This is a genomic window from Xanthomonas sp. LMG 12462 (assembly GCF_009192885.1).
Lineage (GTDB): Bacteria > Pseudomonadota > Gammaproteobacteria > Xanthomonadales > Xanthomonadaceae > Xanthomonas_A > Xanthomonas_A sontii.
Genome location: NZ_NMPP01000058.1, coordinates 1 through 27,000 on the forward strand (window position 1 = coordinate 1; position 27,000 = coordinate 27,000).

The window sequence follows — 27,000 nt, forward strand, 5'->3', positions numbered from 1 at the left end:
CCCCCTCACCCCGCCGCCTTTCCCTTCCCCTTGCCCTGCCCGGGCGCCGGGCCACCGGCCGCGGCGATCGCGGTTTCGATGTCGTGGGCGGTGACCGGCCCCAGGAACTGCTTGGCGAGCTTGCCGTCGGGCGCGATCAGGTAGGTCATCGGCAGGCCGCGCGGGGTGGCGAAGTCGGCCGGCGGCGCATAGGTGTCGACGATGACGATAGGGTAGGCGACCGGGTGCTGCTTCAGGAACGCCTGCATCTCCGCCGGCTCGATGTCTTCGTAGGCCAGGCCCACCACCTCGATGTTGTCGCGCATCACGTGCAGCGCCGACAGCTCCGGCATCTCCTTCAGGCACGGCGCGCACCAGGTGGCCCAGAAATTCACCACCACCCACTGCCCGCGGTGCGCGGCCAGGTCGTACTCGCGGCCGTCCACCGCCTTCATCTTCAGGCTCGGCTCGGGGCGGGTCTCCTGCACCACGGACGGCCCGGACGCCGGCGCGGCGGGCGCCTCCGGCGCTGCCGGGGCGGGCGGCGCCTTGGGCGCGGTGGACGACGCGGTGGTCGCGGCGCCGTCGGCCGGCTTGGGCGTGGGCTGGCGGTCGCACCCGGCCAGCAGGGCGGCAGCGGCGAACAGCGGGAACAGCAGGCGCATGGCGGTCATGCAAGGTCTCCAATCTCGGTGTAGAGGTCGCCGACGCGACGCTTGAGCACGTCGCGCAACGGCAGGCGCAGTTCGTCCAGCGCGCGGCACGCCGCCTGGCCCAGGGCGTCGTCGCGGCACGGCAAATAGGTCTCGACGACAGGGATGCGCAGTTGGCAGTTCTCGTACAGCTCGGCCACCGGCACGTCGCTCAGGTCGCGGGCCAGCATCCAGTCGCCCTGCTCGGTACGACTGAGCAGGCGGATGCGCTCCAGTTCGCACAGCAGTTCCTGCACCAGCGAATCGGTCAGCATCGGCTCCAGCTCCAGGAGTTGGTCCTCCTGCAGTCCCCTGCCCTGCCTGCGCGCCTGCGCGAAGCGGCCGAGCAGGCGCAGCAGGCCGTAGATCTCGTAGCCGGCGGGCAGGCGCATCGAGGCCGGCTGGTAGCGGAAGGCGGCGATCGAAGAGGACACCGAGGCACCGAGCAGGATCGCGATCCAGCTCAGGTAGATCCACAGCAGGAAGATCGGCACGAACGCGACCGTGCCGTAGATGCGCTGGTACGACTGGAAGCTGCCCAGATACAGGCTCAGGCCCCACTTCACCAGCTCCAGCAGCAGCACCGCCAGCAGTGCACCCGGCACCGCATGGCGCAGCTTGACCGTGTGATGCGGCACCACCCGGTACACCAGGGTGATGCAGACGAATTCGATCAGCACCGGCGCCACGCTCAGCACCACCTGCGCCAGCAGCCGGCCCTCGCTGGTCTTGAACAGCGGCAGCGCGAAGAACCGCGCCGACACCGCCAGCGAGGCCGCGGCCAGCAGCGCGCCGAGGGTCAGCACGGTCCAGTACACCAGGAAGCGGGTCAGCTGCGGCCGCGCCGACACCACCCGCCAGATCTGGTTGAAGGTCTGCTCGACGCTGTTGAGGGTGATCAGCAGCGAGACCACCAGCGCGATCACACCGGCGGTGGTCAGTTGCCCGGCGCTGGCCGAGAACTGCCGCAGGTAGGACTCCACCGAACGCGCCGCGGCCGGCACGAAGTTGGAAAAGATGTAGTCGCTGAGCTGGTCGCTCCACTTGTCGAACACCGGGAACGCCGACAGCACCCCGAACACGACCACCGCCAGCGGCACCAGCGCGAAGATGGTGGTGTAGGCCAGCGAGGCCGCAGCCTGGAACAGGCGGTCGTCGAGGAAGCGCCGCCACAGGAAGCCGGCGAAGCTGCGCATGCGCGCGCGGTCGCGCAGGCGATCGGCCCAGAGATTGACGGTGTCCAGCGGCTGCATCGGGCAAGGGTACCCGATGCGCATGGACGCCGGCATCGTCGATACTGGCGGTCGTTCCGATCCACGAGAGGGCCGCATGGCCGAGATTCTGGTCCTGTACTACAGCCGTGGCGGCTCGGTGGCGCGCCTGGCGCGGCAGATCGCGCGCGGCGTCGGCGAGGTGCCGGGCATGACCGCGCGCCTGCGCACCGTGCCGCCGGTGGCGGCGGTCACCCAGACCAGCGCACCGCCGGTGCCCGACAGCGGCGCGCCGTACGTGGACGCCAGCGACCTGCGCGAGTGCGTGGGCCTGGCGCTGGGCAGCCCGACCCGCTTCGGCAACATGGCCGCGCCGGTCAAGCACTTCATCGACGGGCTCGGCGCCGACTGGGCCAGCGGCACGCTGGCCGGCAAGCCGGCGGCGGTGTTCACCTCGACCGCGTCGCTGCACGGCGGCCAGGAAGCCACCCTGCTGTCGATGCACCTGCCGCTGCTGCACCACGGCTGCCTGATCGTCGGCATTCCCTACACCGAACCGCTGCTCAGCAGCACCCGCAGCGGCGGCACGCCGTACGGCGCCAGCCACGTCGCCGGCGCCGACGACGATCCGCAACCCAGCGAGGAAGAAGCGCAGCTGGCGCGCGCGCTCGGCCGGCGCCTGGCCGACATCGCGCAGCGACTGGCGGCGCCATGAGCGGCGGGCGCCTGCGGGTGGCGCTGGGGGCGACGCTGCTGGCGTTGGCAACACTGTTCGCGACCTGGTTCCACGACGATCGCCACCGTCTCGCCGCCCTGCTGGTGTTCGCGCTGCCGCCGCTGTTGCTGGCCGTGGGCGTGCTGCGCGGCTCGGCAGTGGCACGATTCTGGAGCGGCGTCGGCGCGCTGCTGTGGTTCAGCCACGGGGTGATGACCGCCTGGAGCCACCCGCCACAGCGTGGCTACGGCTGGGCGGAACTGCTGCTGGCGCTGCTGGTGGTGGGCCTGTCCAGCGCGCCGGGCATCCGCGCACGCTTCGCCCGCCGCCGCAGCGCGGCCGGGCGCGACTGAGCGGCCGTACCGCCGCGCCCGGTATCATGGACGGCCTGCGCGGCCACGGCCGCGCCCCGACATGCTTCTAGGAACGGCAATGGAAGAACTCCTGATCGTCACCACCGGCGGCACGATCGACAAGATCTACTTCGACGACAAGTCCGACTACCAGATCGGCGACCCGCAGATCGGCCAGATCCTCAAGGAACTGGGCGTGACCTTCCGCTTCACGGTGATCCCGATCATCCGCAAGGATTCGCTGCACATCACCGACGAAGACCGCGAGCTGATCCGCGCCACCATCGCCGCGCAGTCGGCGCGGCATGTGCTGATCACCCACGGCACCGACTCGATGGTGCAGACCGGCAAGGTGCTGCAGGCGATCGAGGGCAAGACCATCGTGATGACCGGTGCGCTGAACCCGGCGCGCTTCCGCGGCTCCGACGCCGAGTTCAACATCGGCTGCGCGGTCGGCGCGGTGCAGTCGCTGCCGGCCGGCGTCTACATCGCCATGAACGGGCGCATCTGGGACCCGCAGAAGGTGCGCAAGAACGTGGCGGCGAACCGTTTCGAAGCGGCCTGAGCGGCGACGATGTCCAAGGCCACGCGCGCAACCAAGGCGCTGGATGCGGCCGGCGTCGTCTACCGGCTGCATCCCTACGACTACGAAGCCGAAGCCGGCGCCAAGGGCCTGCAGGCCGCACAGGCGCTGGGCCTGCCGCCGGAGCGGGTGCTGAAGAGTCTGATGGCCTGGGTCGACACGCGCGCGGTCTGCGTGGTGGTCCCGTCCGACCGCCGCGTGCAGTTGAAGAAACTGGCCGCCGCCGCGGGCGGCAAGGCGGCGCGGATGATGGAGGCCGCCGAGGCCGAGCGCCGCACCGGCTACAAGGTCGGCGGCATCAGTCCGCTGGGCCAGCAGCGGCCGGCGCCGGTGCTGATCGAGCAAACGGCACTGGGCGCAGGCAGCGTCTGGTTCAACGCCGGGCAGCGCGGCCTGCTGCTGGAAATGGAGGCCGCGCAGGTGCTCGACGCACTGCAGGCACGTGCCTGCGACCTGTGCGAGTGAGGCGCGTCAGTAACTCGCGGTCGCACTCACGCCCGCCACCGCGGTGACCGCCTTGATCCGCACGTAATAGAGCCCGGCCGGCAAGGTCAGCGTGCAGCGCTCGGTGGTACCGGCGGCGACCGACCGGCAACCGTATGCGGTATCGGTCGGCAGGGCGCCCGCGCGCAGGTACAGATCGGCATTGCCGCTGCCACCGCTCAGGGCCAGCGTCAGCGCCGACGTGCCGGCGGGCACGGTGATCTGGTAGTACAGCGACGTTCCCGCCTTGAGCGACAGATTTCCCATCGGCACGCCACGCACCAGCGTCTGCGCCTTCACTGTCGCCGCCACCGCCGCCCCCGCATTGACCAGCCCTGCACCGCAGCCGGCGGTGCACGCCACCGGCAGCGGGCTGGCGGTGGCCTTCAGCCGGGCCTCCAGTTCCGCCGGCGTCAGCGGATTCAGCGCTGCCGACAGCACCAGCGCGGCGACGCCGGCCACGTGCGGCGCCGCCATCGAGGTGCCGCTGTAGGACGCATACGCCGGCGCCCCCGGCCCCAGCGTGCCGGTATTGAGCGTGGACAGGATGCCCTGTCCGGGAGCGGCAATGTCCACGCCCGCCCCATAGTTGGAAAAACTGGCACGGGCGCCGGCGGAGGTGGTCGCGGCCACCGCGATCACGTTCGGACAGTTGGCGGGCACGCTGCCGGCGACATCGCTGTTGCTGTTGCCCGCAGCGACGACGACGCTGGTCCCGCGCGCAACCGCACTCGCGATCGCCCCTGCCATCGTCGGCGAACAGCTTCCGGCGGCACCCAGCGACAGGTTGATGACCTGCGCCGGCGTCGGGTTGGCGGGAACGCCAGCGATGGCGCCGCCGGACGCCCAGACAATGGCGTCGGCGACATCGGAGAGATAACCACCGCATTTACCCAGCACACGCACCGGCAGGAGCTTCGCGTTGAAGGCGACGCCGGCGACACCGGCGGCATTATTGGTGACCGCGGCGATGGTGCCGGCCACATGCGTGCCGTGCCAGCTCGAACTCGCCCCCGGGGTGCCGGCACCGCAGGTATTGGCGGGATAGCCATCGCCCGGATCGGCGGCGTCACGGTCGCGGCCGCCGCCATCGCCGGCCACCAGGGGATCGCTGATGAAGTCGTAGCCCGGCAACACGTTCGCCGCCAGATCCGGATGTGCGGTGATGCCGGTATCGAGCACTGCGACCACCACGCCCTTGCCCGTCGCCAGATCCCAGGCCGGGCGCACATTGATCGTCGCCGTCCCGGTTCCGAACGCCCATTGTTGGGACAGGCCAGGATCGTTCGGGACCAGCAGGGGGCGCAACAGCACATCGACCTCCACGCGCGCGACGGCCGGATCGGCGGCCAGGCGCCGCATCAGCGTCTCCGCCTCGACGCGATCCAGGCTGCGATCGGCGGCGATGACGTCGGCACCGGTCGCCAGGCGCCGCAACGATGCCAGGCCGAGGGCACGGCCGCGCCGGGCCGGCAACATGCGCGCGGCCTCCGCCAGCGGTGCCGCGCGCGAGGCCAGCGCAGGCGCGGCGCCATCGCGATAGGTGACGATGAAACGCTGTGGATTCGGCGTCGTCGCCAGCGCCTGCAATCCGATCTCGCCGGCAGCGGCGGTGCCGGCGGCTGCCAGCAGCAAAAGGCACGCGGCGCTGCGGCGCCGAAGCACGCTGTACTTGAACATGAGACTCCCCCCGGGCTGTACACGTGGCGCAGTCGGCCGTCCACCGCGCAGGTTCGAACGTGGCGGTGCAGGCCGCGGCCACCGCGTACGCGACAGCCGCAGAACGGTCCTGCACCGCGGATAGCGGCAAGGCGCGGATCGGGTAGAGGGCGCAAGCGGCGCAATGTGCAGATCTTTGATCGGCGACGAGCCCGGCTGTGGAATGCATCAAGACGACCGGGCCAGGGCGGCCGGACACGGACGCGGCACAAACAAAAAAGCCCCGCGCCGAAGCGCGGGGCGACCGAGAGTGGCGGCGGCGGCGTCCTGGCCGACCGCTGCGATCCGGCACCGGGAGGTGCGCGGCGGCCATGGCGCGGCCGCCGCGACGGAGTGCCTCAGTAGTCGGCCTTCAGGCTGACACCGGAGAACGTGCTGTACGCCTTCACCCGCACATAGTAGGTGCCGGCCTGCGGGGAGTTGAAGGTGCAGCTCTCGTTGTTGCCGTTCTTGTACGGACGGCAGTCGTAGGCCGAGTCGGTCGGCGCGCTGCCGAAGCGCACGTACAGGTCGGCATCGCCGCTGCCGCCGGAGGTGGTGACCACCAGGCTGCTGGCGCCGGACGGCACCTTGACCGTGTAGTTCAACGAGGAACCGCTGTTGGCGCTGAGGTTGGTGACCGCCACGCCGTCCTGCAGTTCGTTGCTGCTGCCGCCACCACCGCCACCACCGCTGCTGCCACCGTTCAACGCCGCGGTGACCGCCGCGTTGGCGTCGAGCAGGCCGGCGCCGCACCCCTGCGAGCAGGAGAAGCTGGCCGCGGTGTTCTTGATGGTGCTTTCCACCTGCGCCGGGGTCAGCGCGGTCGGCGCCACCGACTGCATCAGCGCGACCACGCCGGCCACGTGCGGGGTCGCCATCGAGGTGCCGTTGTACGAGGCGTAGCTCGGGTTGCCCGGGGTGGTGGTGCCGTCGTTGAGCGTGGACAGGATGTTCGAGCCCGGCGCGGAGATGTCGATGCCCGCGCCGTAGTTCGAGTAGCTGGCCTTGGCACGCGACGAGGTGGTCGCCGCCACCGCGATCACGTTGTTGCAGTTGGCCGGCACCGAGCTGGACACGTTGGTCGAGCTGTTGCCCGCCGCCACCACCACCGTGGTGCCGCGGCTGACCGCGCCGTTGATGGCGTTCTGGTAGGTGCTCGAGCAGGTGCCGCTGCCGCCCAGCGACATGTTGATGACTTCGGCCGGGTTCTGGTTGGTCGGCACGCCGCTGACGGTGCCGCCGGAGGCCCAGGTGATCGCATCGGCGATGTCGGAGGTGTAGCCGCCGCACTTGCCGAGCACGCGCACCGGCAGGATCTTGGCCTTGAACGCGGTGCCGGCCACGCCGGTGCCGTTGTTGGTGATCGCGGCGATGGTGCCGGCCACATGGGTGCCGTGCCAGCTGGAATTGGAGGCGGGCGAACCGGAGTAGCACTCGCCGGCAGCGGCCCAGTCGCCTTCGTCGGCCGGGTTGCTGTCGCGGCCGTTGCCGTCGCGCGCCGAATCCGCATCGCTGATGAAGTCGTAGCCCTGCAGGACGTTGGCGTTGAGGTCCGGGTGGCTGGTGATGCCGGTGTCGATCACCGCCACGACCACGCCGTCGCCGCTGGCCTTGTCCCAGGCCGAGCGCACGTTGATGCCGGCGTTGGTGGTGCCGAAGGCCCACTGGTCGCCCAGGCGCGGATCGTTCGGAGTCAGCGCGATGGTCATGCGCTGGTCGACCTCGACGTATTCGACGTTCGGGTCGGCGGCGATCTGCCGCATCAGCGTCTCGGCCTCGGCGCGGTCCAGCGGACGGCTGGCCTTGACCACTTCCGGACCCACCGCCAGGCGGCGCAGGCTGGTCAGGCCGAGCGCGCGGCCGTTCTTGGCCGGCAGCGCGGCGGCGGCCGACTGCAGCGTCGCGCGCAGCGCCGCCGAGGGCGCCGCAGCGGCGGCGGACGCGCTGGAGATGCTGACCGGCGCGGCATCGCGGGTCTTGACGATGAAGCGCTGCACGGTCGGCTCGGAAGACAGGCCGGAGAGGTTCACGTCACCGGCGAAGGCTGGGGTGGCCAACAGCAGGGAGGTGAGAGCGGACGCGCCCAGCACGACCAGCCACGGACGCTGGCGCGACCCACGATGCGACATTTCGGACATTCGGACTTCCTTTCGGTTGAGTAGCCGCCTGATGGCGGTGTTCCGCGCCGCACCGGTCCGGTCGAAACCTGAACCTGGCGTGCGTTGCGAGCCCGGTCGGATGGCGTGTTGCCGACCATTCATCGACGCTAGCTCAGTACAAGCGCGTATGGAGCAGGGTGTGACGGAAATCCGTTGTACAAAACGAAGAAATGCAATGAACTTCGATGTCATAAAGAGAACTGCACCTCATTTTTGCTGCGGTGCAGCATGGAAAGACGCCAGACTCGGCAAATCAGGGGCAGATTTTTGGCTCCCGCGCGACACACGGGACAAGAAAAGGAGACAGTGGATACAGACGACAGAGGTCGCCTGCATGGCAGCGCCATACATCGGGACGGACACGGAATGTCCGGGGAGCGGACTCCCGGGAAGGCGCGATGCGGAGGCGGGGCGGCGACACATCGCACGCCCCGGCGCACCAGCGCGGACGTCGCCGGCGATGGTCGACGCTGTCGGACCGTGCGCCAAGTGGCATGAGGTCCATTCGCCAGGGCAGCCAACGGCCGCCCCAGCGTTGGGCGCTCGGCTCAGCCCAGCCGCACCAGCCAGCCGTGGCGGTCGGCCACGCGGCCGTACTGGATGTCGGTGAGTTCCTGGCGCAGCGACAGCGTCACCGGGCCGGCGGGCGCGGTCAGGTCGCCGACCGCGAAGTCCTTGCCCTTGAGCTGGCCGATCGGGGTCACCACCGCGGCGGTGCCGCAGGCGAACACCTCGGCGATCTCGCCCGAGGCCACGCCGTCGCGCCACTCGTCGATGCTCACCTGCCGCTCCACCACCTGCATGCCGCGGTCGCGGGCCAGTTGCAGGATGCTGTCGCGGGTGATGCCTTCCAGGATGCTGCCCGACAGCGCCGGGGTGACCAGGCTGCCGTCGCCCATCACCAGGAACACGTTCATGCCGCCCAGTTCCTCGATGTACTTGCCCTCGACCGGATCGAGGAACAGCACCTGCGAGCAGCCCTGCGCCTGCGCCTGCTGCTGCGGCAGCAGCGAGGCGGCGTAGTTGCCGCCGCACTTGGCCGCGCCGGTGCCGCCCTTGGCGGCGCGCGCGTAGTCGGTGGACAGCCAGATCGCCACCGGCGCCACGCCCTTGGCGAAATAGGCGCCGGCCGGGCTGGCGATGACGTAGTAGCCGGCCTTCTGCGCGGCGCGCACGCCCAGGAACGCCTCGTTGGCGATCATGAACGGACGGAAATACAGGCTGGTCTCCGGCGCCGACGGCACCCACGCCGCATCCACCGCGATCAGCTGCCGCAGCGATTCCACGAACAGCTCCACCGGCAGCTCCGGCAGCGCCAGGCGCTGCGCCGAGCGCTGCAGGCGCTTGCCGTTGGCCTCCGGGCGGAAGGTCCAGATCGAGCCGTCGGCATGGCGGTAGGCCTTGATGCCTTCGAAGATCTCCTGGCCGTAGTGCAGCACCGAGGCGGCCGGATCCAGCGCCAGCGGGCCGTAGGCGCGCACTTCGGCGTCGTGCCAGCCCTGCTCGCGGCTCCATTCGATGGCGACCATGTGGTCGGTGAAATAGTTGCCGAAGCCCGGCGCGGCGAGGATCTGCGCGCGCGCCTCGGCGCTGCGCGCGGCGGTGGACGGGGTCAGGCGGAACTGCGTGGACGGCTCGGTAGCGGACACCGGGAATTCCTGTGGTAGTCGAGGGATGGCCAGGGCCGCAGCGTCGTGGCGACGGCAGCGGCGGCGCCCGATCGGGCTCCGTCGCGACGCGCGAAGCGTCGCGCGCGGGTCAGAGCATGCCAGTTTCCAGGCGCGCGGCCTCGGACATCATATGCCGGCCCCACGGCGGATCGAACACCAGCTCGACGTCGGCCTCGGCGATGGTCGGGATCATTTCCAGCTTGCTGCGCACGTCGTCGACCAGGATCTCGCCCATGCCGCAGCCGGGCGCGGTCAGCGTCATCTTGACCTCGACGGTGCGCTGGCCATCCTCGCGCGCATGCATGGTCACGTCGTAGATCAGCCCCAGATCGACGATGTTGAACGGGATCTCGGGGTCGAAGCAGGTGCGCAACTGCTGCCAGATCAGGGCTTCGACCTGCTCGTCGCCGGCATCCTCGGGCAGTTCCAGCCCCGGCGGCGGCTCCTTGCCGATGGCGTCGCCGTCCTTGCCGGCGATGCGGAACAGATTGCCCTCCACGAACACCGTGTAGCTGCCGCCCAGGGCCTGGGTGATATAGCCGTAGCTGCCGGCGGGCAGGGTCACCGCGTCGCCCTGCGGCACCATCACCGCGGCGCAATCGCGTTCGAATTGGACAGGTTCGCTGCTGCGTGAGTACATGGGGGCGATATGGGGCCAGGCCCCGCCGGTGCAAGTCGTGCAGTTTATCCGAGTGCGCGGGGCGCGCGCCGGAAGTATCCTGTACGCCTTCTCCGGGAACATCGAATGCCGCCTTCCTCCACGCCGGCCAGGCCCTCGCACTGGCTGTGGCCCCTGCTGCTCGCCATGGGCTGTTTCACCGCGCTGATCGCATGGTTGCTGGTGGCGCTGTCGCTGGGTCGCCAGGCCGGCTGGATGGCCGTGGTGGTGGCGCTGGAGATCGCCTGGATGCTGCGTTTGGGCAACCTGCCGCGCGGCCCGCTGCGCATCGCCGTGGCGATGAGCGCCACGGTGCTGGTGATCGTCGCCGCCAACTGGGGCATCGCCGCCGCGCAGATGGGCGCGGGGCTGGGCCTGAACGTCTGGGATTCGTCGCTGAAGATGGGCGCCCACTACGCCTGGACCCTGACCGTGCTGGCCAACAGCCCGGGCGACCTGCTGTGGCTGGGCATCGGCGTGGCCACGGCGTATTTCAGCGCGCGCTGAGCACGGCCGGAGCGCGGCGGACGCCGCTGGGTGGCGATGATGGTTGCGGCCTGATCACCCCCCGATCATCCGCCTTGGCCATGAGGCCCATCGTTTTTGTAGGCGCGGCCGAAGCCGCTCCTGCGCCCCGCGCTCGCTACGTCACCCCTGCCCCGCCACTCCGCCCGCAACGGCTCAATGCCCGCCGCCATCCAGCGCCTTCAGTTCGCTGACCAGGGCGCCGGCCGCCTCGGCGCCGTCGCCGTACAGCATGCGGGTGTTGTCGGCATAGAACAGCGCGTTCTCGATGCCGGCAAAGCCGGTGCCCTTGCCGCGCTTGATGACGATGACGTTCCTGGAATTGACCACGTCCAGGATCGGCATGCCGTAGATCGGGCTGGCCGGGTCGGTCTTGGCCACCGGATTGACCACGTCGTTGGCGCCGATCACCAGCGACACGTCGGTGCTGGCGAACTCGGGGTTGATGTCGTCCATGTCGGCGATCAGGTCGTAGGGCACGCCGGCCTCGGCCAGCAGCACGTTCATGTGCCCGGGCATGCGCCCGGCCACCGGGTGGATCGCGAACTTGACCTTGACCCCGCGCTCGATCAGCCGCTGCGCCAGTTCCCAGATCTTGTGCTGTGCCTGCGCCACCGCCATGCCGTAGCCCGGCACGATCACCACGCGCTCGGCGTAGGCCATCATCGCCGCCACGTCGCCGGCCTCGATCGGCTTCTGGCTGCCGGCGATCGCCTGCGCCTGGCCGCCGCCGCCGAAGTTGGAGAACAGCACGCCGCGGATCGGCCGGTTCATCGCCTTGGCCATCAGCCGGGTCAGCAGGATGCCGGCCGCGCCGACCATCATGCCGGCGATGATCAGCGCCTCGTTGCCGAGCACGTAGCCCTCGAAGGCCACCGCCAGGCCGGTGAAGGCGTTGTACAGCGAGATCACCACCGGCATGTCGGCGCCGCCGATCGGCAGCGTCATCAGCACGCCCAGGGCCAGCGCCAGCACGAAGAACAGCACGATCGCCAGCGGACTCAGGCTGATCGCGGCCCAGGCGCCCACGCCCAGCATCGCCACGCACACCAGCAGATTGAACACCTGCTGCGCGGGGAAGGTGACGCGCTTGTCCAGGCGCCCGTCGAGCTTGGCCCAGGCGATGATCGAGCCGGACAGCGACACCGCGCCGATCGCCGAGCCGATCACCGCCAGCGCCAGCGTGGTCGCATCCGGCTGGCGCGCGGCCAGCGCGGCGATCGCGGCCTCGCTCCAGTGCGTGGTATCGCGGCGCATCAGGAACGAGAAGCGCAGCAGCTCCACCGCACCGATCGCCGCCGCCGAGCCGCCGCCCATGCCGTTGTACAGCGCGACCATCTGCGGCATGTCGGTGATCGCCACCTTCTTGGCGGAGATCCACGCCGCGGCGGTGCCGAGCACGATCGCCAGCACGATCAGCGGCAGGTTGTGCAGACCCGGCAGCAGGAAGGTGGCGGCAGTCGCCAGCAGCATGCCGAAACCGGCCCAGCGGATGCCGCTGCGCGCGGTCCTGGGCGAGGCCATGCGCTGCAGGCCGAGCAGGAACAGGGTGGCGGCGACCAGATAGCTGCTCTTGATCAGGATCGGCAACAGTTCCATCAGCACGCGTGCTCCGAAAAAGGACATCTGCCCGAGTGGCAGAAAGTACGAGAGGACGCCCGGCGCGAGGCCGAGCGGTGCCAGCAGGACGGCCACGGCCAACGCCGCGGCGGTGCGCCGATGCCGCGCATTCAATCCTTCGCCTTGGTCTTGGCCGCATCCGGCTTGCTGGACTTGAACATGTCCAGCATGCGCTCGGTCACCACATAGCCGCCGGCGGCATTGCCGGCGCCGAGCAGCACCGCGACGAAGCCGATGGCTTTCTCCAGGGTGGTGTCGGCATGCCCCAGCACCACCATCGCGCCGATCAGGACGATGCCGTGGATGAAGTTGGAACCGGACATCAGCGGGGTGTGCAGGATCACCGGCACCCGCGAGATGATCACATGCCCGGCGATGGCCGCCAGCATGAAGATGTACAAGGCCACGAACCCGTCGCTCATCGCACCATTCTCCCGGGCGCCGCGCCCGTCCGCCGCATCATAACCGCGTGCTGAACCGCTGTGCGATGCCGGCGTGCGGTTGCGCGAAGGCCGCCAGGCCGGGCCGGTCAACCACGCCCGCCACCGCGCGTTAACCACGGCATCCCCCTGCCGGAAGCTAAGCTGTGCTGGTGAGCACGCCCGCCCTCGCACCGCCTTCGACCGATGCCGACACCGAACAGCGCCCGCTGCCGGCGTCGCTGGACGCGTTCCTGGCCGAGATCGGGCCGCGCGCGTTCCGCTTCGCCGAAGCCGGACTGCGCCAGCGCGAGGACGCGCTGGACGCGGTGCAGGACGCGATGATCAAGCTGCTGGCCTACCGCGAGCGCCCGGCGCAGGAATGGACGCCGCTGTTCTGGAGCATCCTGCGCCGGCGCATCATCGACCTGCAGCGCCGCCGCACCTTCCGCCTGCGCTTCTGGGCGCCGACCAGCGAGCGTGACGCGGACAGCCCGCCGGACTGGGCCGACGACGGCCCCAATCCGTCCGAGCAGCACGAGCGTCGGCAGACCCATGCGCGGCTGGTGACGGCGCTGCGCGCCTTGCCGGCCCGGCAGCGCGAGGCTTTCACCCTGCGCGTACTGGAAGAGCTGGACGTGGCCACCACCGCACGCGCGATGGGCTGCTCGGAAGGCTCGGTAAAGACCCATCTGTCGCGCGCCCGCGAGGCGCTGCAGAAACATCTGGAGGACGTCCGATGACATCCGATCCCACCCGCCCGGCGGATTTCGACACGCAGATGCGCGCCGTCCACCAGGCCGGCTTGCAGGCCCTGCCCGCGCCGACCCTGGCGCGGCTGCGCGCCGCACGCCAGCAGGCCAGCCGTGCGCACGCGGCGCCAAGCCGGCGCTGGGGCTGGCTGCTGGCGGCGGTCCCGGCGCTGCTCGGCGCGGCCCTGGGCGTGCATCTGCTGCTGCGCCCCGCACCGTCGATGCCGACCACCACCACCGCCAGCGTCGCCACCGCCACTGCCACGACCGTGGCCGCGACCGCCTCGGTGCGCGCCGGCGCGGCCGCCGACAGCGACCAGGCCGCGACCGCGATGCTCGACGAAAATCCCGACCTGTACCTGTGGCTGGGCTCCGATACCTCGCTGGCAATGGAATGAACCCGATGACTCGCCTGATCCGTCTCTCCCTGGCGCTGACGCTGCTGGCCGGCACTGCCGTCCCGGCGGCCTTCGCCGCCCCGCCCCCGCCCGGGCCGCCGCCACCGCCGAGCGCGGCCGACCGCGACGACGACTCCGGCCCGCCGCTGCCCGACTGGGAACACCTGAGCCCACAGCAGCGCCAGCTGCTGATCGCGCCCCTGCGGCAGCGCTGGAACGATGCCCCGCAGCAACGCCGACGCATGTTCGAGCACGCGCAGCGCTGGCAGTCGATGACCCCCGAGCAACGCGACCGCGCACGCAAGGGCGCCCGCCGCTACGAGGACATGACCCCGCAGCAGCGCGAGGAGGCGCGGGTGCTGTTCGAGCGCATGCGCACGCTGCCGCCGGACCAGCGCAAGGCGCTGCGCGACCGCTGGGAAGCGATGACGCCGGCACAACGCGCCGCCTGGATCCGCGCCAATGCCGGCCCGGACAACCTGCCGCCGCCGGATGCTGCCAGGTAGGCGAAACGCGGCGCCGGTTCAAGCCCGATGCGCATGGCGCGCGCGCCCTCGCCTCGTCGTGTGCGGCGCATGGAGTCCAGCGCCGCAGAAATCGCCTCGCAGGAGCGGCTTCAGCCCCCACGGCGTTCCCGGTGAACCCGGTCGCGGCTGAAGCCGTTCTTGCACGGGCTCACCTTGCCCGCAGATCAGCGCCGCCCGAACCGGCGCCCAAGCATCGCGGCCGCACTCACGCCGTCCAGCGCGTCTTCGCCAGCAATTCGTCGTTCCAGTCGTAGGCGATCGCGCCGTCCTTCAGGAACAGGGCAACGAAGTTGTAGACGTTGCGCGCGTACATCTCGCTCGCATGCACCGCGCCCATGCTGGCCAGATCCAACGGCCCGGCAATGGTCACGCCGGCGTGTTCGATGGTCTCGCCCGGCCGGGTCAGTTCGCAGTTGCCGCCGGTCTCGGCGGCCAGATCCACCACCACGCTGCCGGGCTTCATGCCGGCGACCATCGCCGCGCTGAGGATCTTTGGTGCCGGCCGTCCCGGCACCGCGGCGGTGCACACCACCACGTCGATGCCCTTCAGGTGCTCGGCCAGGCGACGCTGCTGCTCCGCGCGCTCGTCGTCGGTGAGTTGCCGCGCGTAGCCGCCCTCGCCGGCGGCGCTGACCCCGAGATCGAGAAACTTGCCGCCCAGCGATTCGATCTGCTCGCGTGTTTCCGGGCGCACGTCGAAGCCCTCCACCTGCGCACCCAGGCGCTTGGCGGTGGCGATGGCCTGCAGGCCGGCCACGCCGGCGCCGACGATCAGCACCTTGGACGGGCGGATGGTGCCGGCCGCGGTGGTCAGCATCGGGAAGAAACGCGGCGCCAGCTGCGCGGCGATCAGGGTCGCCTTGTAGCCGGCCATGCCGGCCTGCGAGCTGAGCACGTCCATCGCCTGCGCGCGGGTGGTGCGCGGCAGCCGTTCCAGCGGAAAGGCGACCAGTTGCCGCGCCTGCAGCGCCGCCGCGCGCGCCGGATCGGCCTGCGGCTGCAGGATGCCGACCACGCCGGCGCCCTCCTTGAGCTGCTGCAGCGCCACCGCCGGCAGCGGCTGCACGCACAGCACCAGATCCGCCTGCGCCGGGCTGTCGGGATCGGCCAGGCTGGCGCCGGCGGCCAGGTAGGCCGCATCGACGAAGCCGGCCGACACGCCGGCCTGCGGCTCGACCCGCACCTGCGCGCCCAGGGCGACCAGTTTCTTGACCGTCTCCGGCGTCGCCGCCACGCGGCGTTCGCCCTGCGCCGATTCCTTCACCACCAGCACCTGCACTGCCATGCGATTCCCCGTGCCTTGCCTGTCGTCCGCGCCGATCCTACAGCGTCCGCACGCCAGGTGGAGGCGTCGCGCACGCCAAGTGGACATCGGCGACCGGGCGCGTTGGCGCCCCCGACCCGAGGGCGCCCGCCGCACGCCGCCTCGGCGAAGGCGTGTACGTACAGCCGAGCAGCACGCGACCCGTGCAACGCCACGGCGGCGATCGCCCGCGCCGCCGTGGTGCTCTCAGTGCAAGGTCGCGCTATGCGGATCGAGACGGTCGATGACGCCCTGCATGGCGCTGTCGAAGGCGCCGTCGTCGACGTGCGCGCGCAGCCGGCCCAGCCGCACCATCACCGCCAGTTCTTCCGGCGAGGCCACGCAGAAGCGCACGCCGCGCCGGTTCACGAACAGCAGGCGCGACGAGATCGGGCTCACCCACGACAGCTTGCCGGCCTGCATCTTGCCGTCGCGGTCGACGAAATCCAGCCAGGTGCCGATCTGCATCGTGCGGAAGCGGTCGGCATCGGCGTTGTCGAAATCGTCCATGGTCTGCGGCGGCGCCACATCCACCGGTTGCGCCTCCTGCACCGGCGGCTGCGGCAGCGCCACCTGCGGCAGCTCCGGCAGCGGCCGCTCCAGTTCCGGGCGCAGCTCGGCCACCGCCTGCAGCGTGTCGTGCAGCGCGTCGATCGCGGCCGTGGCCGCCTCGGCATGCAGGCCGACGCTGGCGAAGACCCGCTGCAGCGCGCCCTGCCAGGCCTGCAGCCAGGGCTTGCCGACGATGTGCCGTTGCGCCTCGGCGGCTTCCTCGAGCAGGCCGTCGGCCAGCGCCAGCGCATCGCGCACGCCGGGGCCGCCCTCGCCTTCGCGCAGCATCGCCATGGTCAGGTGGTGCTGCCACGGCTGCCGCAGGAAATCCTGCAGCGCCTGCGGCAACGGCCGGCCCTGCAGGCGCACCTGCAGTTCGGCCTCGGCGCGCTGCCGCGCCAGTTCCAGCTTCTCCTGGCCGCGCTGGGTCTCGGCGGCGCGGCGCTCGGCGATCTCGATGCGGCGGCGGTGCTGCACCAGGAAATCGCGGAATTCCTCTTCCAGGGTCAGGAAGATCGCCAGGTTCTCGTTGAACTCGGCCACCAGCCGGTCGATGATCTCCTCGACCTTGCCCATCAGCACGCGCTCGGCCTGGCTCTCGCCGGTGTTGCCCTCGCAGGCCTCGGCCAGCGAATTGAGCAGGCGTCGCGCCGGATGGGTCTTCTGCACGAACATGCGCCGGTCCAGCAATGCGACCTTGACGAACGGCACCACCAGCCGGCCGATCAGTTCGCGCGAGCGGCCCTCCAGGTCGCGCTCGTCGAGCATCACGTCGAACAGCATGCCGACCAGGTCGATCGCGTCCTCGTCGACCGGATCCAGCCGCGCATGCGCCGGGTCCACGCCGAACTGGGTGGCGTTGGACAGCACCTCGCTCTTGAGCCGCTGCGCCAGCGATTCGCTGTCGTCGCCGATCGCGGCGCGCAGCGTCGCGCTGGGCGTGGCCTGCAGCAGCGACAGCACCGACATCATCTCGCGCTGGCTCAGCGGGCGTTGCTGGCCGACTGCCGCGGTCGCCGCGGAGGTGGCGCTCTCGCGCGCGTTGCGGGTCTGCTGCAGCAGTTCGTGCAGCGCCTCCAGCAACACGCCCTGGCTACCGCCGGGTAGGCGCGCCTCGGGGTCTTCGTAGCGCTCGCCGGCCTGCAGGCTGCCGCGGCGCTCGGCCCAGCGGTTGACGAAGCGGTTGGCCCAGGCCGGCGCGTAGTGCTCTTCGTCCTCGCCCAGCTCGGCACCGACGCCATCCCCGGCAGCGCCTGCCTCGCGCGGCGGGCGCTGCTCCGGCGGCGGTGCGCGCCGCGGCGGCGGCGGCGGTCGCGGCCGCGAGATCTCCGGCATGATCCCGGCCTGGGCGAGGCTGTCGTCCAGGTCCTGGTAGAGCTTGCCGACCCCGGCGGTGAAGTCGCGTTCGCACAGCTTGATCAGCACCAGCCGCACTTCCGGGGCCAGGTCGCTGGTGGAGAACGCGGCATGCACGGCCACGCCGATGTGTTCGGGGCCGATCGGATTGGTGTCCGCATCCAGCTCCAGGCCGCCGGCGATCCAGCCCAGGCGCCGGTCGATGCGGGTCAGCACCGGCTTCCATTCGCGCAGCAGCACGCTGGCGAGGTTGCGTACCGCCAGCCGCGATTCCAGCTCGTGTTCGGAGATCAGGCTCAGGCCCTGCCCATAGCCGGCCAGGGCGACTTCGGCCGAGAGCGGCGCGCCGGCCTCCAGCGCTTCCCAGGCGGTATGCAACTGGGCGCGGAAGCGCGCGGCGATCTCGTCGCGACGACGGCGCAGTTCGCGCATGCCGTCGAGGAACAGCAACTGCGACGCGCCGGCACTCTCGGCGCGATCGAACAGCACGTCGTCGAAATGCGCCAGCGCCGCGGCGAAGGCCTGGCCCAGCACTGGCAGCATGCCCTCGCGCGCCTGCGTCAACAGGCGCGGGTCACGCGCCGGGTGTGCGTGCGGGCTGGGGCTGAAACTCATGCGCGACGGCTCCGCGCCATGGACGGCGCCAGATAGAAGGAAGGTGGAAGACGATCGGACGCGGCCCCTGTTTCCGCTCCTGCATGGTAGGCAAGGTGTCTGAACAGCGACCGTGATGCGCTGCGCATTTCTGGCTCCAGAACGTGACCTCGTGCAGGATCGTAGGCATGGAAGGCGTCACTAGGGCGGCAATGCGGCATGAATACGGCACGCCCGTCGAGGATCAGGCCGCCACCGCCACCCGTTCCAGGCGGTCGACCACGCCCTGCATGGCGCTGTAGAAGGCATCGTCGTCGCGATGCAGGCGCAGCCGGTCCAGCCGCGCCATCACTGCCAGCGCCTCGGCCGAGGCGACGCACAGCCGCCCGCCGCGGCGGTTGACGAACAGCAGGCGCGCCGAGATCGGGCTCACCCAGGTCAGCTTGCCGGGCTGCACGCGGCCTTCGCGGTCGACGAAGTCCAGCCAGGTCCCCAGCGGCAGGGTACGGAAGTAATCGGCGGTGATGTGGTCGAAATCGGTGGCCTGGACCGGTTCCGGCAGTGCCGGCACGGTCTCGGCGGCGGGCGGCTCGGGCACGTCCACGCCCGTCGCCGGCAGCGCGGCCTGCAGCGGCCGCGCGTGCGCCAGGTCGTCCAGCGCCGTGTGCAGGGCCTGCCAGGCGGCTTCGGCCGCCGCGGCGTCCAGGCCGACGCTGGTCCACAGCCGGGTCAGCTCGGCATGTTGCGGCTGCAGCCAGCCTTCTACCGGCACCGCACCGTTCCGGGCCTGGCGGCACTGCGCCAGCACCGCATCGCCCAGCGCCAGCGCCGCGGCGAGCGCGCTGCCCTGACCGTCGTCGCGCAAGGCCGACTGCTGCACGTACTGGCACCAGGACTGGCGCAGGAAGGCCTCGATGGGCAGCGGCACGGTCAGGTCGTCGCCGGCCTGTTGCAGCAGATCGTGCAGGGCCTGCGCGGCGCGCTGCCGGGCGACCTCGCGGCGCTCCTCCGCCCGTTGCAGTTCGGCCGCGCGCCGCTCGGCGATCTCCACCCGGCGCCGGTACTGCTCGTAGGCGCTGCCGAACTCGGCCTCCAGCGCCAGGAACACCGCCAGGTGCTCGTCGAAATCGCGCACCACCCGCTCCACCGCCGCCTGCGCCTGCGCCAGCAGCGCCTGCTCCGGGCCGGTGCTGCCGGCATTGCCGTCACAGGCGTCGGCGAGCAGGTTGAGCAGGCGCCGCGCCGGATGCCCGTCGCGCACGAACAGGCGCCCGTCGATCAGGGCCACCTTGGCCATCGGCACCAGCATCTGCCCCAGCAGCTCGCGCTGCGCGGGTTGCAGCACGCATTCCTCCAGCATCACATCGAACAGCAGGCCGACCAGATCGAGGGTGTCGGCATCGGCCGGATCCAGGCAGGTGCTGGCCGGGTCCAGGCCGAGCGAGGCGCCGATACCGGCGATCTGCCGGCGCAGGCCCAGCGCCAGCGGGCCGCCGTGTTCGCAGACCGCGGCGAATCCGGCCAACGGCATGGTCTGCAGCAACGACAGCACCGACAGCAGCTCGCGCGGCGACAGGCAGCGCCGGCCGTCGCCCGGGCCCGCGTCCGGCTGCGCCTCGTGCAGCAGCGCGCGCAGCGCCGGCGGCAGCACCTCCTGCTCGTTGCGCGCGTGCGCGTCCAGGGCGCGCGCGGCGCGGCGCTGCGCCGCCGACAGCGGCGCGGCGGTGTCCCAGTTCTCGAAGAAGCGGCTGATCCAGTCCGGCGCCGCCTCGTCCTCGCTCGCGCCCAGGCGCGGGATGGCGCGGCGGCGCGGGCGCCCGCTCGGCAGCGCACGGGCGCGCGCGACCTCGTTCAGGCGCTGCTCCAGTTGCGCATACAGTTCGCCGACGCGCTCCTGCAGTTCCTGCTCGCAGATCTTGACGATCGCCAGTTGCACCTGCGGCGCCAGCACCAGCCCGTGCAGCGCCGCGTACACCGCCGCGCCCACGTGCTCTGGGCCGAACGGGTTGTTGTCGGCATCGATGCGCTGGCCGCCGGCGATGAAGCCGAGGAACCGGTTCAGCCGCATCAGCTCCGGCCGCCAGCGGTGCTGGATCGCCCCGGCCAGGTTGCGCACCGCCAGGCGCACGTCCAGTTCCTGTTCCGAAACCAGGCTGAGGTCGCCGCGCTCGCGCGCCAGACTGCGCTCCACCGACAGCGGACGGCCGGCTTCCAGCGCCTGCCAGGCCTGGGCCAGGTGCGCGCGGAAGCGCGCGGCGATCGGCTCGCGCTGCTGGCGCAGCAGCTGGATCGCCTCGAAATAATCGTTCTGGGTCGGCCCGGCGCGCTCGGCCATGCGGAACAGCGCTTCGGCCAGCACATCCAGCACCTCGCCGAAAGCGCCGGCGAGCGGAACCGACACCACATCCCGGACCTGATCGAGCAGATCCGCGTTGCGGCTGGGCGACAACTCTTCAGCGTATTCAGCAAGGGTCATGGCAGTGTGATACGCAGGCAGCAGTGAGACCGACGTCAATTCGGAAGCTAGCGGCAGATCAGCAACTCAACGCGATTGTCCGTGTAACTGCGGCATCCGCTGCCGCCTACGAGCGCCCGACTATAATTCCGCGCCCGCCCCACGGAATCGAGACTATGCGCACAATTCATTCGCTGCAAGCGCTGGATGCGCGCCGTTCAGTGCCATCCAAGCAGCTGGGCGAGCCGGGACCGGACGCGGAGACGCTGCTGGCGATGCTGCGGTCGGCGGTGCGTGTCCCCGATCACGGAAAGCTGGTGCCGTTCCGCTTCCTGCGCATCGCCGGCCCGGCGCGTCAGGCGTTGGGCGACATCCTCGCCGCGCGCACCCTGCAGCGTGATCCCGGCGCGGCGCCGGCAGTGGTGGAGAAGGATCGCGAACGCTTCGCGCATGCGCCGGTGGTGATCGCGGTCATCGCCTGCCTGCAGCGCGGACACAAGGTGCCGGAGATCGAACAGTGGATGACCGCCGGCTCGGTGTGCTTCGCGCTGCTGCAGGCCGCGCAGGCCTACGGCTTCGGTGCGCAATGGCTGACCGGCTGGATGGCGTATGACGAAACGGTGACCGCGCGACTGGGCCTGGCCGAGCACGAGCATGTCGCCGGCTTCATCCACATCGGCACCGCCCGCCTCGACGTGCCGGAGCGCGAGCGGCCGGACCCACGCGCGCTGCTCAGCGACTGGACGCCGTGAACGCAGGCCTGCCCCTGTCGCGGCCGCTGTACCTGGTCGACGCCAGCCTTTACGTGTTTCGCGCCTGGCATTCGATTCCCGACGAGTTCCAGGACGCGCAGGGCTGGCCGACCAATGCGGTGCACGGCTTCGCCCGCTTCCTGCTCGACCTGCTCGAGCGCGAGCGCCCGCAGCACATCGTGATCGCCTTCGACGAAGCGCTGGACAGCTGTTTCCGGCATCGTCTGTACACCGCCTACAAGGCCAATCGCGCGCCGGCGCCGGACGCGCTGCGCCGCCAGTTCGCGCATTGCAAGGCGCTATGCGCGGCCCTGGGCCTGGGCGTGCTGGCGCACCACGACTACGAGGCCGACGACCTGATCGGCAGCGCCCTGCACCGTGCGCGCGGCGATGGCTTCCACGGCGTGATCGTGTCCGCCGACAAGGATCTGTCGCAGCTGCTGCTGGAGTTCGACGAACAATGGGACTACGGCCGCGGCCAGCGCTGGGGCGCGGCCGGGGTCAAGGCGCGCCACGGCGTGCATGCGCACCAGATTGCCGACTATCTGGCGCTGACCGGCGATGCGATCGACAACATCCCCGGCGTCACCGGCATCGGCGCCAAGTCGGCGGCGATCCTGCTGGCGCATTTCGGCGACCTGGACACGCTGCTGGCGCGGGTCGACGAAGTGGCGTTCCTGCGCCTGCGCGGCGCCGCGCAGATGGCCGTACGCCTGCGCGAGCAGCGCGAGCACGCGCTGCTGTGGCGGCAGCTGACCACCATCGCCCTGGACGCGCCGCTGCACACGGCCACCGTGAATTTCGCCCGCGGCGCGGCCGATGCCGACATGCTGCACGGTCTGTGCGAGGCGCTGCGCTTCGGGCCGCTGACCCGACGCCGCCTGCTGCAGGCGGCCGGCCTGGAGTTTGTGGCCGGCTGAAGTGCAGGCCTTCGCCACGGGCAGGCGATGCCGCTGCCCGAAGCAGGCACGCCCTCGCACGCGCTGTGCCGGTTGCACTGTGGGGTCGCTGGCGCCGAGCGACTCGCGCGGCGCCAGCGACACCGGGCACGATCTGGCGCGCATCAAAAACACAACGCACGTTCTACACTGCACCGCATCGCCGGACCGCGCCGTGCGCGACCGCGCCCTCTTCCTCCGCCATCTTGCGAGCTGCCCATGCCCCGCCACGATTCCCCGCCCCGCGTCGTCTACGAAGGCAAGTACCAGCGCATGGTCGTGCGCGGCACCTGGGAGTATTCCGAGCGCGTGCATGCTGGCGGCCTGGCCGCGATCATCGTGGCGGTCACGCCGGACGACGAGGTACTGTTCGTCGAACAGTTCCGCGTGCCGCTGCAGGCGCGCACCATCGAGATGCCGGCCGGCCTGGTCGGCGACATCGATGCCGGCGAATCGATCGAGGTGTCGGCGGTGCGCGAACTGGAAGAGGAAACCGGCTGGACCGCCGAGCACGCCGAGGTGCTGCTGATCGGCCCGACCTCGGCCGGCGCCAGCAACGAGAAGATCGCCTTCGTGCGCGCCACCGGCCTGCGCAAGGTCGGCAACGGCGGCGGCGATGCCAGCGAGGACATCACCGTGCATTCGGTGCCGCGCACGCGTGCCGCCGCGTGGCTGGTGCAGAAGATGGGCGAAGGCTACGCACTGGATGCGAAGCTGTGGGCGGGGCTGTGGATGATCGAACACGAACTCGACGGCACGCCGCGTGGCTGAGGGTCTCAGCCACGCATTGCCGCCGCTGCTGGGCGTGGACGACCCGGCGGTGTTCAGCATCCACCGACCACACGGTACATCGCCGTTCGTGCTGCTGGCGGATCACGCGGGACAGGCAGTGCCGCGCGCGTTGCACGGCCTCGGCCTGGCGCAGTCGGAACTGGATCGGCACATCGGCTGGGACATCGGGATCGCCGGCACCACCCGCGCGCTGTCCGCGCTGCTCGACGCCTGGGCGATCGAACAGACCTACTCGCGCCTGCTGATCGACTGCAACCGCCCGCTCGCCTCGCCGACACTGATCCCGTCCGTCAGCGACCGCACCGTGGTGCCGGGCAACGCCGCACTCACGGCGGCGCAGCGGCAGCAGCGCATCGACGCCGTGCATGCGCCCTACCACGCGCGCATCGCCGCCGAACTGGACGCACGCCGCGCCGCCGCGCGCCCCACCGTGCTGGTGATGATGCACAGCTTCACCCCGGTGATGGACGGCGCGCCGCGGCCCTGGCATGCCGGCGTGCTCTACCACCGCGACACCCGCTTCGCCCACGCGCTGCTGCAGGCGCTGCGCGAGGAAGACGACCTGCTGGTCGGCGACAACGCGCCGTATGCGGTCAGCGACAGCAGCGACTACGCGGTGCCCGTGCACGGCGAAGGCCGCGGCCTGCCGCATGTGGAACTGGAGATCCGCCAGGACCTGATCGCCGATGCCGCCGGCCAGCAGGCCTGGGCGCAGCGGCTGGCGCGGATCTTCACCAGGCTGCAGCCGCAGTTGCTGGCGCTGCGCTGAGTAACGCCGACGCCCTTCCCGCACCACGCCTCATGCCAGCGTCGGCACTGGCATCCACGGAAACGCCTTGTAGCCCTGCACCTGCAGCGGAACGCCGAGTGCGGCGAAATCGGCCGCGATCGCCGCGGCACGAAGACCATCCAATGCCTCGCCCACGGTCAGCGACCCGGCGCGACAGGCGGCCAACGCCTGGCCAATCGGCCAGTCCAGCAGGTGCGCGACCTGCTGCGCTATCGGCTTGACGCATTCGGGCGGACAGCGCGCAAGCACCAGATCGAACGAGGCAAAGACGCCTGCACCGACGCCAACCGCGCGCGCCGCCTCCCAAGCGTCCTCGTCCGCCTCGCCGAGCGCCTCGTCCACACCCTCGACCTGCAGGAACGCGTCGTACTCCGCGTAGTAGGCCAACGCCTGCGCGTAGTCGTATAACGTCGACAGCGGGCGTTGCCGCTTCTGCACGTCGAGCACGTCGGCGAACGTCGCCGGTTCCAGGTAGGGCGCCAAGCCCAGCGCGCGCGCCGCCGCGGGCGGTGTGTCATCGTCGCCGAATGCAGTGGCTTCGTCGGGCGGCAACCAGAAGCGCGCCTGCAGCGGATCCTCGCCGGTGGCATGCACCCAGCCGAACGCCTCGCGCACGTGGCCGTCGTCGTTGCAGGCGGCAAAGGCATCCAGCGTCTCACGCAAGGTCAATAGCGGAATCATACGTCGTCGGGCAGGCAGCGCGCGGCAGCGCAGTCTACGGCAGGTATGCGGACGCTGAAGGAGAATGAAGCCTGCGAGACCGGAGCGAGACGTCGCTGGACATCGCCTGGCGTGTCGATCCGCGATCCCGTTCGACGACGACCGCTCGCCCGCACCCAAGCAGTCCGCGACCGGCAGCGCCGCCGCGATGCGCCCCCAGTGCAGCGGTACGCGGCTGGCGCAGCGGCGCCCGCGATCCGCAACGCCCGGTTGCCCCTGCGGCCGTTCGGCATGCACTGGCCACGACGCCGCTCAGCATGCTGAAGCGGCTGCCGCCTGCCTTCACACTAAGCTGAGTGTCTCCTGCGCACGCTCGGGCTGGACCGGTCCGTACCGGAAACCCGCCCCGCATCGGACACCACATGCTCATCCGCCTCGGTTACGAGATCCGCTACCGGTTCGCGCAGGCGACGCCGATGCTGGCGATGCTGGACATCCACGACAGCCGCCGCGACGACATCGTTGCCGCCACCGCCTTGCACAGCGTGCCGGCGCTGCCGTTGCACCGTTATCGCGATGGCTTCGGCAACCGCTGCACGCGCCTGCAGGCGCCCGCCGGAACGCTGACCCTGCGTGCCGATGCGGTGGTGCGCGACAGCGGACTGCCGGACCAGTACCGCTACGACGCCGCGCAGACCCCAGTGGAGCAGTTGCCCGACGCCACCTTGGTGTATCTGCTCGGCAGCCGCTACTGCGAGACCGACCTGCTCAGTGGCATGGCCTGGGAGCTGTTCGGCGGCACGCCGCCCGGCTGGGCACGGGTACAGGCGATCTGCGACTACGTGCATACGCGCATCGCCTTCGGCTATGCCCATGCCTGCGCCACCAAGAGCGCCGCACAGGCGCTGCAGGAAGGGCGCGGCGTGTGCCGCGACTTCGCGCATGCAGCGATCGCGCTGTGCCGCTGCATGAACATCCCGGCGCGCTACTGCACCGGCTATCTGGGCGACATCGGCGTCCCAGCCTCGGACGCACCGATGGATTTTTCCGGCTGGTTCGAAGCCTTCCTCGACGGGCGCTGGTACACCTTCGATGCACGCCACAACGTGCCGCGCATCGGCCGGGTGCTGATCGCGCGCGGCCGCGACGCCGCCGACGTGGCGATCAGCACCACCTTCGGCGACAACGTGCTCGAATCGTTCGTGGTGTGGACCGACGAGACCAAGCAGGCACAGCTCGACACGCGCCCCTTCGCAGCGGCCGGTGCCATCACCGCCGCCGGATGCGAACCCGGCAACGCGCTGGCCTGCTGAATCATTGCAGTGGACGGTGCCGCCATGCGCAGCACCGCCCTTCCGTGAACGCGCTATGCAGCCGCGCGCGGACTCAGGCGAAGCCGTCGGTGGCGCGCACCAACGCGTCGACGTTCTCGGGCTCGAACGCGGAATGGCCGGAGGCCGGGGTGATCTGCAGCGTCGCCTTCGGCCAGGCCTTGGCCAGGTCCCAGGCGTTGGCCAGCGGGCAGACCACGTCGTAGCGGCCGTGCACGATCACCCCCGGGATGTCGGCGATGCGGTGCGCGTCGCGCAGCAACTGGTCCTCGACCTCGAAGAAGCCGCCGTTGACGAAGTAGTGGTTCTCGATGCGGGCGAAGGCCAGCGCGAAGTGCGGGTCCTCGTGGCTGTCGACGAAATCGGCATCCACGTGCAGGAAGCTGGTCGCGCCTTCCCACACGCTCCAGGCCTTGGCCGCGGCCAGGCGGGTGGCCTCGTCGTCGCTGGTCAGGCGCCGGTGGAAGGCCGAGATCAGGTCCGCGCGTTCCACCGGCGGGATCGCCGCGATGTAGTGCTCCCAGGCATCGGGGAACAGGCGGCTGGCGCCTTCCTGGTAGAACCACTCCAGTTCCCAGCGACGCAGCATGAAGATGCCGCGCAGCACCAGTTCGGTGACGCGCTCCGGATGGCTCTGCGCGTAGGCCAGCGCCAGGGTCGAGCCCCAGCTGCCGCCGAACACCTGCCAGCGGTCGATGCCCAGGTGCGTGCGCAGCCGCTCGATATCGGCGACCAGGTCCCAGGTGGTGTTGTCGACGAGGTCGGCATGCGGCGTGGAGCGGCCGGAGCCGCGCTGGTCGAACAGCACGATGCGGTACTTGGCCGGATCGTGGAAGCGGCGCATCTTGGCGTTGCAGCCGCCGCCGGGACCGCCATGCAGCAGCACCACCGGCTTGCCGTACGGATTGCCGCACTGTTCGTAGGACAGGGTATGCCGTGCGTCCACCGGCAACATGCCGCTGTCGAACGGCTCGATCTCGGGATACAGCGTGCGCATGGCGACTCCTGCAGGAAAACCGCGATTCTACCCAT

At 70.7% G+C, this 27,000-nt stretch carries 26 protein-coding genes; 13 read left to right on the forward strand and 13 right to left on the reverse strand.

Features of this window, described 5'->3' with window-relative positions; genetic code table 11:
* Positions 1-5: 5 nt before the first annotated feature.
* The gene (locus tag CEK69_RS14290; protein WP_226975176.1) at positions 6-626 is read right to left on the reverse strand and encodes a TlpA disulfide reductase family protein; all 621 of its coding nucleotides are present in this window, start codon (positions 624-626) and stop codon (positions 6-8) included.
* A gap of 23 nt (positions 627-649) precedes the next feature.
* Entirely contained in the window at positions 650-1,924 is a 1,275-nt protein-coding gene (locus CEK69_RS14295) for a YihY family inner membrane protein (RefSeq protein WP_043093046.1), read from the reverse strand.
* A gap of 76 nt (positions 1,925-2,000) precedes the next feature.
* Between CEK69_RS14295 and wrbA the strand changes: the two genes are divergently transcribed.
* The 4 genes from wrbA to ybaK all read left to right on the forward strand — a co-directional run bounded on the left by wrbA (position 2,001) and on the right by ybaK (position 3,998).
* Entirely contained in the window at positions 2,001-2,597 is a 597-nt protein-coding gene (wrbA, locus tag CEK69_RS14300) for an NAD(P)H:quinone oxidoreductase (RefSeq protein ID WP_152246294.1), read from the forward strand.
* The gene (locus tag CEK69_RS14305; protein ID WP_152246296.1) at positions 2,594-2,950 is read left to right on the forward strand and encodes a DUF2069 domain-containing protein; all 357 of its coding nucleotides are present in this window, start codon (positions 2,594-2,596) and stop codon (positions 2,948-2,950) included. The genes wrbA and CEK69_RS14305 overlap by 4 nt, the downstream gene beginning before the upstream one ends.
* Positions 2,951-3,029: 79 nt before the next feature.
* Entirely contained in the window at positions 3,030-3,515 is a 486-nt protein-coding gene (locus tag CEK69_RS14310; protein ID WP_017909075.1) for an asparaginase domain-containing protein, read from the forward strand.
* A gap of 9 nt (positions 3,516-3,524) precedes the next feature.
* A complete protein-coding gene (gene ybaK / locus CEK69_RS14315) occupies positions 3,525-3,998 on the forward strand; it encodes a Cys-tRNA(Pro) deacylase (protein ID WP_017909074.1) in 474 nt (157 codons plus the stop codon).
* Between the two features lie 6 nt (positions 3,999-4,004).
* On the opposite strand, the gene CEK69_RS14320 is transcribed toward ybaK, so the two are convergent.
* The 4 genes from CEK69_RS14320 to sufT all read right to left on the reverse strand — a co-directional run bounded on the left by CEK69_RS14320 (position 4,005) and on the right by sufT (position 10,186).
* On the reverse strand, positions 4,005-5,696 hold the full coding sequence (locus CEK69_RS14320) for a S8 family peptidase (RefSeq protein ID WP_152246298.1): 1,692 nt from the start codon (positions 5,694-5,696) through the stop codon (positions 4,005-4,007).
* Between the two features lie 377 nt (positions 5,697-6,073).
* Positions 6,074-7,846 (reverse strand): S8 family peptidase, encoded by a 1,773-nt coding sequence (locus CEK69_RS14325; RefSeq protein WP_017909072.1) that lies wholly within the window; start codon positions 7,844-7,846, stop codon positions 6,074-6,076.
* A 578-nt stretch (positions 7,847-8,424) separates the two neighbouring features.
* Complete coding sequence (locus CEK69_RS14330) at positions 8,425-9,525, reverse strand: branched-chain amino acid aminotransferase (protein WP_152246300.1); 1,101 nt, start codon at positions 9,523-9,525, stop codon at positions 8,425-8,427.
* Between the two features lie 109 nt (positions 9,526-9,634).
* Positions 9,635-10,186 (reverse strand): putative Fe-S cluster assembly protein SufT, encoded by a 552-nt coding sequence (gene sufT, locus CEK69_RS14335; RefSeq protein ID WP_017909071.1) that lies wholly within the window; start codon positions 10,184-10,186, stop codon positions 9,635-9,637.
* 105 nt (positions 10,187-10,291) lie between these two features.
* On the opposite strand from sufT, the gene CEK69_RS14340 reads away from it, so the two are divergent.
* Positions 10,292-10,711: a hypothetical protein gene (locus CEK69_RS14340; RefSeq protein WP_017916700.1), complete on the forward strand. Its 420-nt coding sequence runs from the start codon at positions 10,292-10,294 to the stop codon at positions 10,709-10,711.
* Between the two features lie 174 nt (positions 10,712-10,885).
* Here the strand turns inward: CEK69_RS14340 and CEK69_RS14345 are convergent, their stop codons facing one another.
* Both CEK69_RS14345 and CEK69_RS14350 read right to left on the reverse strand, forming a co-directional pair.
* Positions 10,886-12,328 carry an NAD(P)(+) transhydrogenase (Re/Si-specific) subunit beta gene (locus CEK69_RS14345; protein WP_152238582.1) on the reverse strand — a complete coding sequence of 481 codons (1,443 nt, stop codon included), beginning with the start codon at positions 12,326-12,328 and terminating at the stop codon, positions 10,886-10,888.
* Positions 12,329-12,459: 131 nt separating this feature from the next.
* Positions 12,460-12,771 carry an NAD(P) transhydrogenase subunit alpha gene (locus CEK69_RS14350; RefSeq protein WP_010341238.1) on the reverse strand — a complete coding sequence of 104 codons (312 nt, stop codon included), beginning with the start codon at positions 12,769-12,771 and terminating at the stop codon, positions 12,460-12,462.
* A 164-nt stretch (positions 12,772-12,935) separates the two neighbouring features.
* On the opposite strand from CEK69_RS14350, the gene CEK69_RS14355 reads away from it, so the two are divergent.
* From CEK69_RS14355 to CEK69_RS14365, 3 genes are read left to right on the forward strand one after another with little or no spacing between them, the layout of a single operon-like run.
* Complete coding sequence (locus CEK69_RS14355) at positions 12,936-13,511, forward strand: RNA polymerase sigma factor (protein ID WP_017909518.1); 576 nt, start codon at positions 12,936-12,938, stop codon at positions 13,509-13,511.
* Entirely contained in the window at positions 13,508-13,918 is a 411-nt protein-coding gene (locus tag CEK69_RS14360) for a hypothetical protein (protein ID WP_152246302.1), read from the forward strand. The genes CEK69_RS14355 and CEK69_RS14360 overlap by 4 nt, the downstream gene beginning before the upstream one ends.
* 5 nt (positions 13,919-13,923) lie before the next feature.
* Positions 13,924-14,424, forward strand: coding sequence for a DUF3106 domain-containing protein (locus CEK69_RS14365; protein WP_193313998.1), 501 nt, complete (start codon positions 13,924-13,926; stop codon positions 14,422-14,424).
* Positions 14,425-14,650: 226 nt separating this feature from the next.
* Here the strand turns inward: CEK69_RS14365 and CEK69_RS14370 are convergent, their stop codons facing one another.
* From CEK69_RS14370 to CEK69_RS14380, 3 genes are all read right to left on the reverse strand, one after another.
* Complete coding sequence (locus tag CEK69_RS14370) at positions 14,651-15,730, reverse strand: NAD(P) transhydrogenase subunit alpha (RefSeq protein ID WP_017908585.1); 1,080 nt, start codon at positions 15,728-15,730, stop codon at positions 14,651-14,653.
* A 225-nt stretch (positions 15,731-15,955) separates the two neighbouring features.
* Positions 15,956-18,271 (reverse strand): DUF1631 domain-containing protein, encoded by a 2,316-nt coding sequence (locus tag CEK69_RS14375; RefSeq protein WP_152246306.1) that lies wholly within the window; start codon positions 18,269-18,271, stop codon positions 15,956-15,958.
* 223 nt (positions 18,272-18,494) lie between these two features.
* Entirely contained in the window at positions 18,495-20,726 is a 2,232-nt protein-coding gene (locus CEK69_RS14380; RefSeq protein ID WP_191091422.1) for a DUF1631 family protein, read from the reverse strand.
* A 155-nt stretch (positions 20,727-20,881) separates the two neighbouring features.
* Here CEK69_RS14380 and CEK69_RS14385 point away from each other — a divergent pair, with 155 nt between their 5' ends.
* From CEK69_RS14385 to CEK69_RS14400, 4 genes are all read left to right on the forward strand, one after another.
* Positions 20,882-21,457 carry a nitroreductase gene (locus CEK69_RS14385; RefSeq protein WP_152246308.1) on the forward strand — a complete coding sequence of 192 codons (576 nt, stop codon included), beginning with the start codon at positions 20,882-20,884 and terminating at the stop codon, positions 21,455-21,457.
* Positions 21,454-22,377, forward strand: a complete 924-nt coding sequence (locus CEK69_RS14390; protein WP_152246310.1) for a 5'-3' exonuclease H3TH domain-containing protein — start codon at positions 21,454-21,456, stop codon at positions 22,375-22,377. The genes CEK69_RS14385 and CEK69_RS14390 overlap by 4 nt, the downstream gene beginning before the upstream one ends.
* A 237-nt stretch (positions 22,378-22,614) precedes the next feature.
* The gene (locus tag CEK69_RS14395) at positions 22,615-23,166 is read left to right on the forward strand and encodes an NUDIX hydrolase (RefSeq protein ID WP_152246312.1); all 552 of its coding nucleotides are present in this window, start codon (positions 22,615-22,617) and stop codon (positions 23,164-23,166) included.
* Entirely contained in the window at positions 23,159-23,956 is a 798-nt protein-coding gene (locus tag CEK69_RS14400) for an N-formylglutamate amidohydrolase (protein ID WP_193313999.1), read from the forward strand. Before CEK69_RS14395 ends, CEK69_RS14400 begins: the two co-directional genes overlap by 8 nt.
* 30 nt (positions 23,957-23,986) lie before the next feature.
* Here CEK69_RS14400 and CEK69_RS14405 read toward each other — a convergent pair whose 3' ends face one another.
* Positions 23,987-24,934 (reverse strand): hypothetical protein, encoded by a 948-nt coding sequence (locus CEK69_RS14405; RefSeq protein WP_226975174.1) that lies wholly within the window; start codon positions 24,932-24,934, stop codon positions 23,987-23,989.
* Positions 24,935-25,059: 125 nt separating this feature from the next.
* On the opposite strand from CEK69_RS14405, the gene CEK69_RS14410 reads away from it, so the two are divergent.
* Positions 25,060-25,950, forward strand: coding sequence for a transglutaminase family protein (locus CEK69_RS14410; protein WP_152246314.1), 891 nt, complete (start codon positions 25,060-25,062; stop codon positions 25,948-25,950).
* Positions 25,951-26,023: 73 nt separating this feature from the next.
* On the opposite strand, the gene pip is transcribed toward CEK69_RS14410, so the two are convergent.
* The gene (gene pip, locus CEK69_RS14415; RefSeq protein WP_152246316.1) at positions 26,024-26,965 is read right to left on the reverse strand and encodes a prolyl aminopeptidase; all 942 of its coding nucleotides are present in this window, start codon (positions 26,963-26,965) and stop codon (positions 26,024-26,026) included.
* Positions 26,966-27,000: the final 35 nt, after the last annotated feature.

What these genes read in the sequence shown, in the direction of transcription:
- wrbA (WP_152246294.1), top strand. Translation starts at nt 2,001, where the DNA reads ATGGCCGAGATTCTGGTCCTGTACTACAGCCGTGGCGGCTCGGTGGCG.
- CEK69_RS14295 (WP_043093046.1), bottom strand. Translation starts at nt 1,924, where the DNA reads ATGCAGCCGCTGGACACCGTCAATCTCTGGGCCGATCGCCTGCGCGAC.
- CEK69_RS14350 (WP_010341238.1), bottom strand. Translation starts at nt 12,771, where the DNA reads ATGAGCGACGGGTTCGTGGCCTTGTACATCTTCATGCTGGCGGCCATC.
- CEK69_RS14360 (WP_152246302.1), top strand. Translation starts at nt 13,508, where the DNA reads ATGACATCCGATCCCACCCGCCCGGCGGATTTCGACACGCAGATGCGC.
- CEK69_RS14410 (WP_152246314.1), top strand. Translation starts at nt 25,060, where the DNA reads ATGCTCATCCGCCTCGGTTACGAGATCCGCTACCGGTTCGCGCAGGCG.
- CEK69_RS14345 (WP_152238582.1), bottom strand. Translation starts at nt 12,328, where the DNA reads ATGGAACTGTTGCCGATCCTGATCAAGAGCAGCTATCTGGTCGCCGCC.
- CEK69_RS14365 (WP_193313998.1), top strand. Translation starts at nt 13,924, where the DNA reads ATGACTCGCCTGATCCGTCTCTCCCTGGCGCTGACGCTGCTGGCCGGC.
- CEK69_RS14370 (WP_017908585.1), bottom strand. Translation starts at nt 15,730, where the DNA reads ATGGCAGTGCAGGTGCTGGTGGTGAAGGAATCGGCGCAGGGCGAACGC.
- CEK69_RS14385 (WP_152246308.1), top strand. Translation starts at nt 20,882, where the DNA reads ATGCGCACAATTCATTCGCTGCAAGCGCTGGATGCGCGCCGTTCAGTG.
- ybaK (WP_017909074.1), top strand. Translation starts at nt 3,525, where the DNA reads ATGTCCAAGGCCACGCGCGCAACCAAGGCGCTGGATGCGGCCGGCGTC.
- CEK69_RS14380 (WP_191091422.1), bottom strand. Translation starts at nt 20,726, where the DNA reads ATGACCCTTGCTGAATACGCTGAAGAGTTGTCGCCCAGCCGCAACGCG.
- CEK69_RS14325 (WP_017909072.1), bottom strand. Translation starts at nt 7,846, where the DNA reads ATGTCGCATCGTGGGTCGCGCCAGCGTCCGTGGCTGGTCGTGCTGGGC.
- CEK69_RS14395 (WP_152246312.1), top strand. Translation starts at nt 22,615, where the DNA reads ATGCCCCGCCACGATTCCCCGCCCCGCGTCGTCTACGAAGGCAAGTAC.
- CEK69_RS14375 (WP_152246306.1), bottom strand. Translation starts at nt 18,271, where the DNA reads ATGAGTTTCAGCCCCAGCCCGCACGCACACCCGGCGCGTGACCCGCGC.
- CEK69_RS14305 (WP_152246296.1), top strand. Translation starts at nt 2,594, where the DNA reads ATGAGCGGCGGGCGCCTGCGGGTGGCGCTGGGGGCGACGCTGCTGGCG.
- CEK69_RS14340 (WP_017916700.1), top strand. Translation starts at nt 10,292, where the DNA reads ATGCCGCCTTCCTCCACGCCGGCCAGGCCCTCGCACTGGCTGTGGCCC.
- sufT (WP_017909071.1), bottom strand. Translation starts at nt 10,186, where the DNA reads ATGTACTCACGCAGCAGCGAACCTGTCCAATTCGAACGCGATTGCGCC.
- CEK69_RS14320 (WP_152246298.1), bottom strand. Translation starts at nt 5,696, where the DNA reads ATGTTCAAGTACAGCGTGCTTCGGCGCCGCAGCGCCGCGTGCCTTTTG.
- pip (WP_152246316.1), bottom strand. Translation starts at nt 26,965, where the DNA reads ATGCGCACGCTGTATCCCGAGATCGAGCCGTTCGACAGCGGCATGTTG.
- CEK69_RS14310 (WP_017909075.1), top strand. Translation starts at nt 3,030, where the DNA reads ATGGAAGAACTCCTGATCGTCACCACCGGCGGCACGATCGACAAGATC.